Consider the following 13,175-nt stretch of genomic DNA (forward strand, 5'->3'; position numbering starts at 1 on the left):
GCCGATATCATGCGCCGATGGCGGCTGCCTTCGCCAGCAATTTTTCGGCCTGCGCCAGATGCAGCCGCTCGACCATTCTTCCTTTCAGCGAAATCACGCCTTTGCCAGCATTCTCGGCAAGGGCAAAGGCCTCTTTCACCATCAGCGCCTCGGCAACCGCCTCCGGTGAGGGCGCGAAGGCGCGGTTCGCCGCGTCGACCTGGGCCGGATGGATCAATGTCTTGCCGTCGAAGCCCATGGCCGCCGCTTCCGCGCACTCATGGGCAAACGCGTCGAGGTCGCGGAAATCGTTGGCGACGCCATCGAGCATGTCGAGGCCGCCGGCGCGCGCGGCCAGCACCATCTGCATCAGCCACGGCACGAGGTAGCGCCGGTCGGGGGTCGCCAGCACACCGGTGTCCTTGGCCAGGTCATTCGTTCCGGCTACGAAACAGTTGAGGCGCGAGGCCGGATCGCGGCCCAGTTCGGCAATGGCGCCGATGTTGAGCAGCGCCTTGGGCGTCTCGATCATCGCCCAGAGTTTCACGCTGTCGGGGGCAAAATTGTCGTCCAGCACGTCGCCGACTTCGAGGATGTCGCGTGGCGTGGCGACCTTGGACAACAGGATGCCGTCGGGCTCGACTCTCGCCACGGCCAGGAGGTCGCCGGTGCCCCATTCGCTGGCCAGCGCATTGACGCGCACCACCATCTCGCAGCGGCGGCCAGGAGTGTTGGCAGCCGGGCGGCTGGCGAAGATCGCGGGCAGCTTTTCGCGGGCGGCGATCTTGTCGGCCGGAGCGACGGCGTCCTCGAGGTCGATGATGATCGCATCGCAGGACAGCTGCGCGATCTTGGCCAGCGCCTTGTCGTTGGAGGCCGGGACATAGAGCACCGAGCGGCGCGGGCGGTAGGGTTCGGTTGTCATGCTGGATCTATGCCGCGTGAGGGGGGTCGAGGCAAGCGTTGGGGTATTAGCTTTAGAAGTTTGCGTGAGGTCGGCTAATCATCAAGATCAGCGCCGCCCCTCATCTGCCTGCCGGCATCTTCTCCCCGTATAGTGACGGGGAGAAGGACGCCCTCATCGCCGGTTTCGCCAATCGCCAACGTTGCGGAAAGGGCGCCCGCGTTGCGGCCAGCTCCCTTCTCCCTGTTCACGGGGAGAAGATTGCCGGCAGGCAGATGAGGGGCGGCGGCAGCGTTCGCAGGATGGCGCGCTGCCTGCACGAAAACTGCACGCACCTGCCGAAAAGCTCCTCGGATCCGCCCTGCCATCTCCCTGCCGGTCTGCCAAACAGGCGGCATGCACAAGCGAGCAAAACCCCGTTGGTCCCTGCCCCGGCGCCTGCGCAGCGAAGGCTGGTGGCTGGTCGATCCGCCGCGCGCCAACCCCGCGGCGATCCTCATTCCCTTTGTCCGCAAGAGCCCGCCGCCATGGCGGCCGGGCACGATCAGGCCAGATGCCATCAGGAAGATCAGCTCATGACATCGTTTTTCACCGCCGCACCAGGCTATTGCAGCCGCTTCGGTGTTGCCGTGCTGCTGGTCGTGCTGGCGGATTTCCTGTTCTACGGTCAGCCCGCCGGCATCACGGTCTTCCTGTTCGCCACCCTGATCGCGGCGGCGGTCGTGGCCGTGCACCCCGCGGCCTTCAGCGACATCAGGGTCTGGCTCAAGCCCGCCGCCTTGCTTGTCGCGCTGCTGCCGCTGGCCGAAAATGTCAGCCCTCTGTCCGTCTCGATCGCGCTTGCGGCGCTGGTCGTCTTCGCGCTGTCGCTGAGCGGCCGGCTGCGGCACAGCCTGGCGCGCATCGCCGGCCAGATCGCGTTGTTCGGGCTGGCGGCGCCGTTCCGCTTTGTCCGAGACTTCATCCGCTGGCGCAGGACGGCGCGCCGGTTTGGCCGGCGGCGCGTGCGGCTGGCGGCGGTCGCCGTCTGGGTGATGCCGCTGACACTGGGCGCCGTGTTCCTGGCGCTGTTCGGCGCCGCCAATCCGGTCATTGAATACTGGCTGTCGCTGATCGATCTTCTAAAACTGCTCGATCTGATTCAGCTGGCGCGGATCGCCTTCTGGCTGTTCGTGCTCGCCGGCGTCTGGGCCTTCCTGCGGCCACGCCTGCCGCGTTTTTCGCGGCGCATCCCTCGGCCAAACCATGCCCTTGCCGCAGCCCCACCGGCGACCAATCCGCAACGCCACGCCATCGAGGACATCGTGTTCGGCAAGGCCGCCATCCTGCGCGCGCTTGTTGTCTTCAACGTGCTGTTTGCGCTGCAGACCGCGCTCGACGCCACTTATCTGTGGGGCGGGGTCGCCCTTCCCGACGGCTTGAGCTACGCCGCCTATGCGCATCGCGGCGCCTATCCGCTGATCGTCACCGCGCTGCTTGCCGCCGGTTTCGTGCTTGCGGCGCTCAGGCCGGGAAGCGAGACCTCCGGCGATCCGCTCATCCGCCGGCTGGTCTATGCCTGGGTGGCGCAGAACATCGTGCTGGTCATCTCGTCGATCCTGCGGCTCGACCTCTATGTCGGCATCTACGCGCTGACCTATTGGCGCATCGCGGCTTTCGTCTGGATGGGGCTGGTGGCGGCAGGGCTGGCGCTGATCATCGCCCGCATCGCGCTCGAAAAACCCAATGAATGGCTCTCCTCCGCCAATCCTCTGACGTTATCCCTGACGCTTTATGCCTGCTGTTTCATCAATTTCGCCGCGCTGATCGCCAATTACAATGTCGACCACTCCCTTGAAATGACCGGCCAGGGCATCCCCCTCGACGCCTGGTATCTGCGCTCGCTCGGCCCGGGCGCGTTTCCAGCGCTCGATCGTTTCTTCGACCATCAGGACAAGACGGCTGCCGCCGGCGCCGTCCGCAAGCTCGAAGGATTGCGGGCCAGCGACGAAGACTGGTACCGCACCGTTCAACAGAACTGGCGCGCCTGGAGCTTTCGCGACTGGCGCCTGCTTGCCTATCTCGACAGCAAGGGGTCGCTCGTGCTTCCTCAGCCTTCCCAACCTTCCTTGCCGGGCCGCTGACCGATGCCGCATCACATCCTCGTCGCCGACGATGACCCGCATATCCGCGAGGTGATCTGCTTCGCGCTGGAAAAGGCCGGCATGAAAACGCTAGGTGTGGCCGATGGCGCCGCCGCCTTGCAGGAGATCGGACGCCGGGCGCCGGATCTGGTCGTGCTCGACATCGGCATGCCGGAGATGGACGGGCTGGAGGTCTGCCGGCGGCTGCGCCATACCTCCGACGTGCCGGTGCTGTTCCTGTCCGCGCGCGACGAGGAGATCGACCGCATCCTCGGGCTCGAAATGGGTGGCGACGACTATGTGACGAAGCCGTTCAGTCCGCGCGAGCTGGTCGCCCGCGTCAACGTCATCCTGCGCCGCGCCCGCCCGGCGGCGCCCGAACCGGCCGACGACCGGCAGTTTTCGCATGGCAAGCTCACTTTGGCGCCGGCCAGCCACGGGGCATCCTTCGACGGCCAGCCGCTTGCCCTGACGGGGATCGAATTTTCTATCCTGAAAGGTTTCCTGGCGCGGCCGGCGCATGTGCTCGACCGCGACGCGGTGATGGCAAACGCCTATGCCGGCAAGATCCATGTCGCCGACCGCACCGTCGACAGCCACATCAGAAACATCCGCGCCAAGCTGGCGGCGGTGGGCTGCCTGGACGCCATCGAGACCGTGCATGGCGTCGGCTTCCGGCTCGGCCGATGCGGCTGACGACGTCAAGCAAATGGATCGGCCGCAAATGGCGGCCACGGCTCGCCACGGTCGTCGTAGCCATCCTGATCCTGGTGATGGCGCTGCCGCTGGTCGGCCTCTTCTTCTTCCGCCTCTACGAGAACCAGCTGATCCGCCAGACCGAGGCGGAGCTGATCGCGCAAGGGGCGGCCATCGCCGCCATCTATGCACAGGAGGTGCGCGACGCCGGCATTTCTCCGGACAAACTCGGCGCGCCGATGCCGCAGGCCAATGGCAGCGCCAGCCGGGCCGCCAATCCCGACGGACCATACCGGCCGATCGAGCCGCGCCTCGATCTGGCTTCGGACTATGTACTACCGACCCGGCCGGCGGCCATGCCCGTTACCGCCGCCGATCCGGCCTTCGCCGCGATCGGCACGCACCTGTCAGGCATTCTCGACGCGACGCAGAAAACCACGCTCGCCGGCTTCCGGCTGCTCGATCCCCAAGGCGTCGTCATTGCCGGGCGCAACGAGGTCGGGCAGTCGCTTGCCGGGGTTGATGAGGTGCGCACCGCACTTGCCGGCCGCTATGCCAGCGCGCTTCGGCTGCGCATCCCCGACCAGCCGACGCCGCCGCTCTATTCGGTCAGCCGCGGCACCAAGGTGCGGGTCTTCGTCGCTCTGCCGGTGGCCGTCGACGGCCATGTCGCCGGCGTGGTCTATGTCTCGCGGACGCCCAACAACATCATCAAGCATCTCTATGGCGAGCGCGGCAAGGTGACCCTGGCAGCGATCGCCATCCTTGGCGGCACGCTGCTCATCGGCCTCGTCTTCCTGCGTACCGTCAGCCGGCCGATCTATGCGCTGATCGACCGCACCCAGCGTATCGCCGCCGGCGATCGCGACGCGATCCGGCCGCTCGACCATCACGGCACCTACGAAATGGCCGAGCTGTCCGCCGCCTTCCTCGACATGGCGGAAAAGCTGCAGGCGCGATCGGATTCGATCCAGACCTTCGCCACCCATGTCTCGCACGAACTGAAATCGCCGCTGACGGCGATCCAGGGCGCAGCCGAATTGCTGCGCGATTCCGGTAGCGCGATGGACGACGAGGAGCGTCGGCGCTTCTCAGATAATATCGTCACCGATGCCGGGCGGCTCAATCTGCTGGTGTGCAGGCTGCTCGACCTGGCGAAGGCCGAAAATCTTGCACCCAGCGGTGAAACCACCTCGATCGCTGCCTCGCTGGCGCTGCTGCCCGTCGACACCAGGCTGGCGGTCCGCGTCGAGGCGGGCGGTGATCTCGCCTTGCGCATCTCGGCCGAGAACGCAGCGATCGTGCTTGCCAATCTCATCGACAATTCCGCCAGGCACGGCGCGACGCTGGTTTCGATCACCGCGGCAAGCGCCGGCGGCAAGGCGACGGTGCTGGTCAGCGACGACGGCGCCGGTATTTCGCCGAGCAACCGGGCGCGCATCTTCGAGCCGTTCTTCACCACGCGGCGCGCCGCCGGCGGCACCGGCATGGGCCTCGGCATCGTGCTGGCCCTCCTGAAAGCGCATGATGGTATGATCCGGCTGGTTGACTCCGAGCGCGGCACGCGCTTCGAGATCACTTTGCCTTTATCAAGCTGAGCATGATCTTATCCGAAAAACCGGTACCCACTTTTCGGGATCATGCTCTGGAAGCCGGAGCTGAAAAATGCGCTACGACATCGTCATCATCGGCGGGGCCATCGTTGGGTCCTCCATTGCCTACTATCTGCGCGAGGAAGGCTTTTCCGGCTCCATCGCGCTGATCGAGCGCGATCCGCAATTCGCCCATGCGGCAACGACGCTGTCCATGGCCTCGATCCGCCAGCAATTCTCCATTCCGGAAAACATCCGCCTGTCGCAGTTCACGCTGAAGCTGTTCCGGCGGCTGAAGGAGACATTCGGCACCGATGCCGATATCGGTTTTCGCGAGGGCGGCTATCTCATCCTGGCCGGCGAGAATGGCTTGCCCGTTCTCAAGGCCAACCATGAAGCGCAGGTCGCCGAGGGCGCCGACATCGTGCTCGAGGATCCAGAACAGCTGACCCGGCGCTTCGCCTGGCTGTCGACCGAGGGCATTTCCGCCGGCGCCTATGGCCGGAGCGGCGAGGGCTGGTTCGACGCGCATGCGATGCTGACGCTTTTCCGCAAGGCGCTGCGCGACAAGAAGATCGATTTCATCGCCGCCTCCGTCACCGGCATCGCGCGCGACGGCAATCGCGTCACCGGCGTCTCCCTCGACAATGGCCAGACGCTGGAAGCCGGCATCGTCGTCAACGCCGCCGGACCGAATGCCGGCAAGGTCGCCGCCCTTGCCGGGCTGGCGCTGCCGGTCGAGCCGCGCAAGCGCAACGTCTTCGTCTTCGAGGCGCGCGAGAAATATGCCGACATGCCGCTGCTGGTCGACCCCTCCGGCATTTATGTGCGCCCGGAAGGCTCGGTCTACCTCACCGGCGGCGCCGAGCCGGAAGAGGGCGACGGTCCGGCCGATCCCGCCGATTTCGACGTCGACTGGCCGCTGTTCGAAGAGGTGATCTGGCCAGTGCTGGCGACCCGCATCCCGGCTTTCGAGGCCATCAAGGCGACCCGCGCCTGGGCCGGGCACTATGACTACAACACGCTGGACCAGAACGCGGTGATCGGCCCGCATCCAGAGGTCGGCAATTTCCTGTTCGCCAACGGCTTTTCCGGCCATGGCCTGCAGCAGGCGCCGGCGGTCGGCAAGGCGCTGGCGGAGCTTCTGGTGCATGGCGGGTACCGGACGATCGATTGCTCGGCGTTCGGGTACGAACGCGTGGCCGAGGGACGGGCGTTCCGGGAATTGAACGTGATTTGAGCGGTTTGGGACGGCCCTCAGAATTCGCAAAGCGCTACCAGTTTCTTCGTCATTCCAGGGCGGAGCAGGAGCGAAGGTCCGTCGCGGAGACCCCGGAATCCATGCCGTTACCGCTGCCGAAGGGCGTCAGCGCTGCAGAATGAAACGCCCGCGCGTTGTCCTAACAGTTTTGATCCGTCGCGACACATCGCCGCCGCCGCATGGATTCTAGGGTCCGCGCCGCGTCGCTTCGGGGTATCACCGCATCGACCTTGAGCGCGTTGCCGAGTGCGTGTCCGGCAGCCGTATTGTCGAAAATTCCCCAGACCTCGGCCCCCGAAGCGGCCGTTGCTTGCACCTGCCGGCCGATCCGGGCGAGGCTTTCGGCGTCGTACTCCGAGTAATAGACGCGCGGCATGCCGTGCCAGCGGAAATAGGCGAGGCCGGCCCAAGCGCCCGGCACTGCCGCCGCCGGGACCGGAGCGGGGTCGGCGGCAACGCGCGCGATCCTGCGGCTTGCCAGAAGCGTTTCCGCCTCCGCTTCAAACCAGCTCGGGTGGCGCGGTTCGCATGCCAGCCTCGCCCCTGTCCGCTTGCTCAGCATGTCGAAGAAACCGCCGGCGACGTCCGGCTCGAAGGCCAAGCTCGGCGGCAGCTGCACCAGAAGCACGCTCAGTTTTTCGCCAAGACCATCGACCTGCTGCAGAAACATTTCGGCCAGCGCATCGCAATCCGCCAGACGATGCTCATGGGTCATTGCCTTGGGCGTCTTGACGGCAAAGCGGAAGTGCTCCGGCACGGAACCTGCCCAGCGTTCATAGGTCTCGCGGCGATGCGGCTTGTAGAAGGACGTGTCGATCTCGACGATCGGAAAGCGCTGGGCATAGCGTTCGAGATGTGAGCCGGGCTGCGGGAAATCTTGCTGGTATCGGGTTGGAATTCCCCAACCGGCCGTGCCTATGAAATATCCCCGCTTTTCCATGCATGGGATGTGGACCAGATGAGGTGCGGGTCAAGGCGGCACCCGCCGCCTAAGCCGCCGCCCGCTTCCCAGCCTCGACATAGGCCTGCAGCCAGGCCAGCACCCGGCCCCAACCCTCGGCATGTTCAGCCGCCGCATCGCTGAGCCCAGCAAAACCGCCATGGCAGATAGTGAGACGCGTACCCCCGGTGATCGGCTGCAGCAGCCAGGCGACCGTGGTTTGCCGCCGGCCAAGCGTCGCGTGATCCCAGCCATAGGCCCGCGTCTGCACGATCCGGCGCGGTGCCTCGATCTCGAGGAATTCGCCGCCGGCCGGCAGGTCGTTGCCGTCAGCTGTGCGGACAGTGACGGTCCAACGGCCGCCGACACGAAGATCGGCTGACCAGTCGGCCATGCGGTAGGTGTCGGCGGATCCCCACCATTGCTCTATCTCGCTCGTGACCAGTGCGCGAAAAATGCGCTCAGCGGGCGCTTCGATCTCGGCGGATGCCATGATCGTCTCGCCATTGGTCATGCTTTGCACCCTGGGAAAGTGTATCATGGATGCCTCCGGACAAAGTTTGTTTCGATATCGAAACGATCCTTCATCCCTTTGATGGCGGGCGCTCGAAACCCTTGCCGGTCTCGAGCAGGCTCTTGAGGCTGGCCAGCACCAGCGGCCAGCCCTTGCTGACATTGGGGATCAGCCGGTGCGGACCGTCGGCCTCGTGGGTGACGGCAAGCTTCATCAGCTCGCCGTCCTGTTCCATGGCGAAGGTGCAGCGCGTGTAGCCGTCTTCCCTGATCTCCGGCATCCATTCATTGCGCCATTTGATGACCAGGCGTCGCGGCGGGTCGATCTCGACGATCTCGCCCGAGTCGGCGACGCGGCCGTCGGGGAAGACCAGTTTCCAGCTGGAGCCGACCTTCCACTCGCTCTCCTGGTAGGAGCAGAGGAAGAACTGCCGGTTGAACTCCGGGTCGGTCAGCGCCTCCCAGAGCTTTTCGGGCGTGGTGCGGATGTAGGTCACGTAAACGAAGCTGTTGCTCATCAGTCTTCCCTTTCGAGGCGTTTCTTCAGATCACTCAAGGCATTCAGCCGATGGCGCTCGAACTTGCCGATCCAGCGCTCGGCGATCTCGTTGATCGGAACCGGGTTGAGGTAGTGCTCCTTTTCGCGTCCCTTGCGGAGCGTGGTGACGAGGTTGGCTTCCTCCAGGATCGCCAGGTGCTTGGTCACCGCCTGGCGCGTCATGTCCATCTCCGCGCACAGCGCGTTCAGCGTCTGCCCGTTCCGGGCATGGAGACTGTCCAGCAATTGCCGGCGTGTCGGGTCGGCCAGGGCGCGAAAGACGGCATCCATGCTCATGGCTTTAATATGCAACCATTTGGTTGCATGTCAAGCAGCAAGTCACGCGCCTTTGACGACCGGATGCCGACCCCAAGAGGAAAAAAGTCAGCCCTTGCGGGAGAACCAGAAGGCGTCGGCCATGCGTTTCATGCCGATGCGTTCGTAAAAGCCGACGGCGTCCGGCATGGAGATCAGGCTGATGGCGACCGAGGGTCCGAGCTGCCGCCGGGCCTCGTCCATCAGGCCCTTGCCGATGCCGAGCCCTTGCGCCGATCGGGACACGGCGAGCTCGGAGACGTAGCAGACCCAGGCAAAGTCGGTGACCGCACGGGCCACGCCGACCAGCGGCTTGCCTTCGATGTCGAGGCGCGCGGTCAGCACCAGATTGGCGCCGGACAGCATGGCCTGCAGCCTGGCGGGATCATCGACGGGCCGTGTCTCGCCGAGGCCGGATTCCAACAGCACCTTGCGGAATTCTGCGACATCGAGCGCGGGTTCGCTTGCGTAGAGGACATGGGAATTTTCAGCCATGCCGGCAGACTGCACCATCGGCCAGCGAATTCGAAGCCGCTTTGTGGGGTGGCTGTTGTGCCAATGCGCACGAACAGTTGCCTTTTATTTGCCCTCGGCTTTGTGTAAACGGAGCTTCAGCAAATCCCCCGCAACGAAAACACGGGCCAAAGCCATGGAAAAATTCACCAAGCTCACCGGCGTCGCCGCTCCGATGCCGATCGTCAATGTCGACACCGACATGATCATCCCGAAGGATTATCTCAAGACGATCAAGCGCACCGGCCTCGGCACCGGCCTGTTCGCCGAAATGCGCTACAATGACGACGGTTCGGAAAACCCGGATTTCGTGCTCAACAAGCCGGCCTACCGCAAGGCGCAGATCCTGGTCGCCGGCGACAATTTCGGCTGCGGCTCGAGCCGCGAGCACGCGCCGTGGGCGCTGCTCGATTTCGGCATACGCTGCGTCATCTCGACCTCGTTCGCCGACATTTTCTACAACAACTGCTTCAAGAATGGCGTGCTGCCGATCACCGTCAGCCCCGAGGACCTCGAGAAGCTGATGGATGACGCCTCGCGCGGCTCCAACGCCACTTTGTCGATCGACCTCGAAGCCAAGGAAATCCGTGGCCCCGATGGCGGCGTGGTCAAGTTCGACCTCGACGATTTCAAGCGGCACTGCATGCTCAACGGCCTCGACGATATCGGCCTGACCATGGAAAAGGCCGGCGCCATCGCCTCGTTCGAGAAGCGCAACGCCGAACAGCGCCCCTGGGCCTGAACGGCACCATCCGAATATAGGCCCGGCCCTTTCAGGCCGGGTTTGGCGGCGACTGAAGGGAGGGACAGTCATGGCACGTTCGCTTCTTGCCGGCGTTTGCGGGCTGGCCTTGTTGCTGGTGCCCATAGCCAGTGCCTTTGCGCAGACACAGACACCCGCAGCAGCCCAGAAGCCGGCCGACCAGCCAGCGACCGAACAGGGAGAGTCGAGCACCAGCGACGCGGCGCCCGCCGACGATGACAAGCAGGCGCCGATAGCGTTCGAGGGCGGCCAATTGACCATCACCCAGCCGGAGCAGGATGGCGAGAAAGTGCTTGCCTATGACGGCAAGCAGCTGGCCAGCAACTACGATGTGTTCTTCGACAAGGTGGTCAAGATCGGCGACGTCAATGTCGCGCTGGTCGATGTCGGCGACGGCGGCAATCAATGCGGCCCGGCCAAGGTCATCGTCTGGAAGCCGAAGGACGGCGAGATCAAGACCACGACGGTCGAGCAGGACGAATGCGGCGCGCCGCCGGCGGCGATCTCCGACAGCGCCATCTATTTCGTGCCCTATCTGCTGCCCGGCGAGACAAAGGCGGCGCTGCAATGGTCGCCGACCGAAGGCCTGACGACTTCCGGCAACCTCGCCTATACGCCGGAATCCGGCACCGACTGGAAGGACATCGATCCGGCGAAATACGACAACATCATCGACACCTTCCACAACGAGGCTGTCTACAAGGCGGCCAAGGCGCTGCTCGGCGACACCATGCCCGACATGGCGACCAGCCTGCTGGTCGGCGGCGGCACGGAAAAGACGGCGTCCGGCGCGTTCTACGCCACCGGCTGCGTGCCGCATGATTGCGGCGGCAATGACGGCTTCATGGCGGTCGACCCGGCCAAGCACACGGTCTATTTCTCGCGGCGCGGCGACAATGGCGAGCCGGCGGCCTGGCCGCCGCTTAAGACTTGGCCGGACGATATCAAAAAGGCGCTCGACGCCGCGCAGGGGTCGGGGAATTAGGGTTCTCCGCGCCCGCGCGCTTCGCTTCGTGACAATGGTCCGCTCGGCTTGGCCCACGACCGGCGCGGCCTCGCCTGCTAAACGCAGGCCGACAACCCAACGAGGCCTGCCATGCGCAAACTGATCTCCACCGGCTCGCCCTTCGAAAAGACTGCCGGCTATTCGCGCGCGGTGGTGCAGGGCGACTGGTGTTTCGTCTCCGGGACAACCGGCTATGACTACGCGACGATGACGATGCCGGAGACGGTCGAGGCGCAGACGCGCAATTGCCTGGCGACGATCGGCAAGGCGCTGACCGACGGCGGCTTCGAGATGGCCGATGTGGTGCGGGCGCATTACTACATCACCGACCAGGCCTTCGTGGACGTGGTCTTCCCGATCCTCGGCGAGACATTCGGCGACATCAGGCCGGCGGCGACGATGATCGTCTGCCAGCTCAACAAGCCGGAAATGAAGATCGAGATCGAAGTCACGGCGCTGCGGCGCTCGGCTCCGGGGCGTTGAGAGCATGAAGGTCCGGCGCATCGTGGCCAATATCGCGACGCAGGATGCGGCGGCGGCGAAACGCTTCTACCAGGACGTGCTTGGCCTCGATCTGCTGATGGATCAAGGCTGGATCGCCACCTACGGTTCCAACGAACAGATGCAGGTGCAGGTCTCCTTCATGGCGCAAGGCGGCTCCGGCACGCCGGTGCCGGACCTGTCGATCGAGGTCGACGATGTCGAGGCGGCGCTGGAAGGCATGAAGGCCGCCGGCTTCGCCATAGAATACGGACCGGCCGACGAACCCTGGGGCGTGCGGCGCTTCTATGTGCGCGATCCCCTGGGCCGGCTGGTCAACATTCTCTCACATCGGTGATCGTGGTCCTGAACCGCAGGCTTGCGCTGCAAGCGCTTGGCGTTTAGCAAAGCGCCGGTTCAAATTCTTTTCTGGGACGGTTTTTCCATGGCAACGAAGCATCTTTTCCTGCTCCCCGGCGACGGCATCGGCCCCGAGGCCATGGCCGAGGTCAAGAAGCTGATATCGGCCATGAACGAGAAGCTCTCCAGCGGTTTCGTCACCGACGAGGGCCTGGTTGGCGGTTGCGCCTACGACGCGCATGGCGCGGCGATCTCCGATGCCGACATGGCAAAGGCGATGGCGGCGGACGCGGTGCTGTTCGGCGCGGTCGGCGGGCCGAAATGGGATGCCGTGCCTTATGAGGTGCGCCCCGAGGCCGGCCTGCTGCGGCTGCGCAAGGACATGGAGCTGTTCGCCAATCTGCGTCCGGCCATCTGCTATCCGGCGCTGGCGGCGTCCTCCTCGCTCAAGCAGGAGGTGGTCGAAGGCCTCGACATCCTCATCGTGCGCGAATTGACCGGCGGCGTCTATTTCGGCGAGCCCAAGCAGATCATCGATCTCGGCAACGGCCAGAAGCGCGGCATCGACACGCAGGTCTATGACACGTTCGAGATCGAGCGCATTTCGGGCGTCGCCTTCGAGCTGGCGCGGACCCGCAAGAACCACGTCACCTCCATGGAAAAGCGCAACGTCATGAAGTCGGGCGTCCTGTGGAACGAGGTCGTCACCCAGACCCACAAGGCGCGCTATTCCGACGTCAAGCTCGACCATATGCTGGCCGATGCCGGCGGCATGCAACTGGTGCGCTGGCCCAAGCAGTTCGACGTCATCGTCACCGACAATCTGTTCGGCGACATGCTGTCCGACATCGCCGCCATGCTGACCGGCTCGATCGGCATGCTGCCGTCGGCCTCGCTCGGCGCGCCCGATGTCAAGACCAAGAAGCGCAAGGCGCTCTACGAGCCGGTGCACGGCTCGGCGCCCGATATTGCCGGCAAGGGCATCGCCAACCCGATCGCCATGATCGCCTCCTTCGCCATGTGCCTGCGCTATTCCTTCGGCATGGTCGATGAAGCCGACAGGCTCGAAGGCGCGATCGCCGCCGTGCTCGACCAGGGCCTGCGCACCAAGGACATCTTCTCGCCTGGGATGACCGAGGTCGGCACGGTCGAGATGGGCGACGCGATCATCGCCAGGTTCCTGGCCTGATCC

15 protein-coding genes are annotated in these 13,175 nt (G+C 64.9%); 9 read left to right on the plus strand and 6 right to left on the minus strand.

From position 1 onward, the window contains the following. Positions 1–7: 7 nt before the first annotated feature. Complete coding sequence (locus tag AC1DPX_RS05185) at positions 8–904, minus strand: HpcH/HpaI aldolase/citrate lyase family protein (protein WP_477235051.1); 897 nt, start codon at positions 902–904, stop codon at positions 8–10. A 554-nt stretch (positions 905–1,458) separates the two neighbouring features. Between AC1DPX_RS05185 and AC1DPX_RS05190 the strand changes: the two genes are divergently transcribed. From AC1DPX_RS05190 to AC1DPX_RS05205, 4 genes are all read left to right on the plus strand, one after another. After that, a complete protein-coding gene (locus AC1DPX_RS05190; protein ID WP_477235052.1) occupies positions 1,459–3,006 on the plus strand; it encodes a DUF4153 domain-containing protein in 1,548 nt (515 codons plus the stop codon). A gap of 3 nt (positions 3,007–3,009) precedes the next feature. After that, complete coding sequence (locus tag AC1DPX_RS05195; protein ID WP_477235053.1) at positions 3,010–3,702, plus strand: response regulator; 693 nt, start codon at positions 3,010–3,012, stop codon at positions 3,700–3,702. Next, complete coding sequence (locus tag AC1DPX_RS05200; RefSeq protein ID WP_477235055.1) at positions 3,693–5,300, plus strand: ATP-binding protein; 1,608 nt, start codon at positions 3,693–3,695, stop codon at positions 5,298–5,300. The genes AC1DPX_RS05195 and AC1DPX_RS05200 overlap by 10 nt, the downstream gene beginning before the upstream one ends. A 67-nt stretch (positions 5,301–5,367) precedes the next feature. Continuing rightward, positions 5,368–6,534 carry an NAD(P)/FAD-dependent oxidoreductase gene (locus AC1DPX_RS05205; RefSeq protein ID WP_477235057.1) on the plus strand — a complete coding sequence of 389 codons (1,167 nt, stop codon included), beginning with the start codon at positions 5,368–5,370 and terminating at the stop codon, positions 6,532–6,534. Between the two features lie 160 nt (positions 6,535–6,694). Here AC1DPX_RS05205 and AC1DPX_RS05210 read toward each other — a convergent pair whose 3' ends face one another. From AC1DPX_RS05210 to AC1DPX_RS05230, 5 genes are all read right to left on the minus strand, one after another. Then, positions 6,695–7,495: a DUF72 domain-containing protein gene (locus AC1DPX_RS05210; RefSeq protein WP_477235059.1), complete on the minus strand. Its 801-nt coding sequence runs from the start codon at positions 7,493–7,495 to the stop codon at positions 6,695–6,697. Positions 7,496–7,544: 49 nt separating this feature from the next. After that, positions 7,545–8,036 (minus strand): SRPBCC family protein, encoded by a 492-nt coding sequence (locus AC1DPX_RS05215; protein ID WP_477235061.1) that lies wholly within the window; start codon positions 8,034–8,036, stop codon positions 7,545–7,547. 43 nt (positions 8,037–8,079) lie between these two features. Beyond that, complete coding sequence (locus AC1DPX_RS05220) at positions 8,080–8,526, minus strand: SRPBCC family protein (protein ID WP_477235063.1); 447 nt, start codon at positions 8,524–8,526, stop codon at positions 8,080–8,082. Further along, on the minus strand, positions 8,526–8,837 hold the full coding sequence (locus tag AC1DPX_RS05225) for an ArsR/SmtB family transcription factor (protein ID WP_202359260.1): 312 nt from the start codon (positions 8,835–8,837) through the stop codon (positions 8,526–8,528). Before AC1DPX_RS05225 ends, AC1DPX_RS05220 begins: the two co-directional genes overlap by 1 nt. A 93-nt stretch (positions 8,838–8,930) precedes the next feature. After that, positions 8,931–9,356 carry a GNAT family N-acetyltransferase gene (locus AC1DPX_RS05230; RefSeq protein WP_202357132.1) on the minus strand — a complete coding sequence of 142 codons (426 nt, stop codon included), beginning with the start codon at positions 9,354–9,356 and terminating at the stop codon, positions 8,931–8,933. Between the two features lie 154 nt (positions 9,357–9,510). Between AC1DPX_RS05230 and leuD the strand changes: the two genes are divergently transcribed. From leuD to leuB, 5 genes are all read left to right on the plus strand, one after another. Then, a complete protein-coding gene (leuD, locus tag AC1DPX_RS05235; RefSeq protein WP_096451815.1) occupies positions 9,511–10,116 on the plus strand; it encodes a 3-isopropylmalate dehydratase small subunit in 606 nt (201 codons plus the stop codon). 70 nt (positions 10,117–10,186) lie between these two features. Next, entirely contained in the window at positions 10,187–11,122 is a 936-nt protein-coding gene (locus AC1DPX_RS05240) for a hypothetical protein (protein ID WP_477235064.1), read from the plus strand. Between the two features lie 111 nt (positions 11,123–11,233). Next, positions 11,234–11,626 (plus strand): RidA family protein, encoded by a 393-nt coding sequence (locus AC1DPX_RS05245; protein ID WP_202357134.1) that lies wholly within the window; start codon positions 11,234–11,236, stop codon positions 11,624–11,626. A gap of 4 nt (positions 11,627–11,630) precedes the next feature. Then, positions 11,631–11,981: a VOC family protein gene (locus tag AC1DPX_RS05250; RefSeq protein ID WP_477235066.1), complete on the plus strand. Its 351-nt coding sequence runs from the start codon at positions 11,631–11,633 to the stop codon at positions 11,979–11,981. Positions 11,982–12,068: 87 nt separating this feature from the next. After that, complete coding sequence (gene leuB / locus AC1DPX_RS05255; protein ID WP_477235068.1) at positions 12,069–13,172, plus strand: 3-isopropylmalate dehydrogenase; 1,104 nt, start codon at positions 12,069–12,071, stop codon at positions 13,170–13,172. Positions 13,173–13,175: the final 3 nt, after the last annotated feature.

This window comes from Mesorhizobium sp. 01N446 (genome assembly GCF_056399285.1).

What these genes read in the sequence shown, in the direction of transcription:
- AC1DPX_RS05250 (WP_477235066.1), top strand. Translation starts at nt 11,631, where the DNA reads ATGAAGGTCCGGCGCATCGTGGCCAATATCGCGACGCAGGATGCGGCG.
- AC1DPX_RS05245 (WP_202357134.1), top strand. Translation starts at nt 11,234, where the DNA reads ATGCGCAAACTGATCTCCACCGGCTCGCCCTTCGAAAAGACTGCCGGC.
- AC1DPX_RS05240 (WP_477235064.1), top strand. Translation starts at nt 10,187, where the DNA reads ATGGCACGTTCGCTTCTTGCCGGCGTTTGCGGGCTGGCCTTGTTGCTG.
- leuD (WP_096451815.1), top strand. Translation starts at nt 9,511, where the DNA reads ATGGAAAAATTCACCAAGCTCACCGGCGTCGCCGCTCCGATGCCGATC.
- AC1DPX_RS05185 (WP_477235051.1), bottom strand. Translation starts at nt 904, where the DNA reads ATGACAACCGAACCCTACCGCCCGCGCCGCTCGGTGCTCTATGTCCCG.
- leuB (WP_477235068.1), top strand. Translation starts at nt 12,069, where the DNA reads ATGGCAACGAAGCATCTTTTCCTGCTCCCCGGCGACGGCATCGGCCCC.
- AC1DPX_RS05225 (WP_202359260.1), bottom strand. Translation starts at nt 8,837, where the DNA reads ATGGATGCCGTCTTTCGCGCCCTGGCCGACCCGACACGCCGGCAATTG.
- AC1DPX_RS05190 (WP_477235052.1), top strand. Translation starts at nt 1,459, where the DNA reads ATGACATCGTTTTTCACCGCCGCACCAGGCTATTGCAGCCGCTTCGGT.
- AC1DPX_RS05230 (WP_202357132.1), bottom strand. Translation starts at nt 9,356, where the DNA reads ATGGCTGAAAATTCCCATGTCCTCTACGCAAGCGAACCCGCGCTCGAT.
- AC1DPX_RS05200 (WP_477235055.1), top strand. Translation starts at nt 3,693, where the DNA reads ATGCGGCTGACGACGTCAAGCAAATGGATCGGCCGCAAATGGCGGCCA.
- AC1DPX_RS05195 (WP_477235053.1), top strand. Translation starts at nt 3,010, where the DNA reads ATGCCGCATCACATCCTCGTCGCCGACGATGACCCGCATATCCGCGAG.
- AC1DPX_RS05215 (WP_477235061.1), bottom strand. Translation starts at nt 8,036, where the DNA reads ATGATACACTTTCCCAGGGTGCAAAGCATGACCAATGGCGAGACGATC.
- AC1DPX_RS05205 (WP_477235057.1), top strand. Translation starts at nt 5,368, where the DNA reads ATGCGCTACGACATCGTCATCATCGGCGGGGCCATCGTTGGGTCCTCC.
- AC1DPX_RS05210 (WP_477235059.1), bottom strand. Translation starts at nt 7,495, where the DNA reads ATGGAAAAGCGGGGATATTTCATAGGCACGGCCGGTTGGGGAATTCCA.
- AC1DPX_RS05220 (WP_477235063.1), bottom strand. Translation starts at nt 8,526, where the DNA reads ATGAGCAACAGCTTCGTTTACGTGACCTACATCCGCACCACGCCCGAA.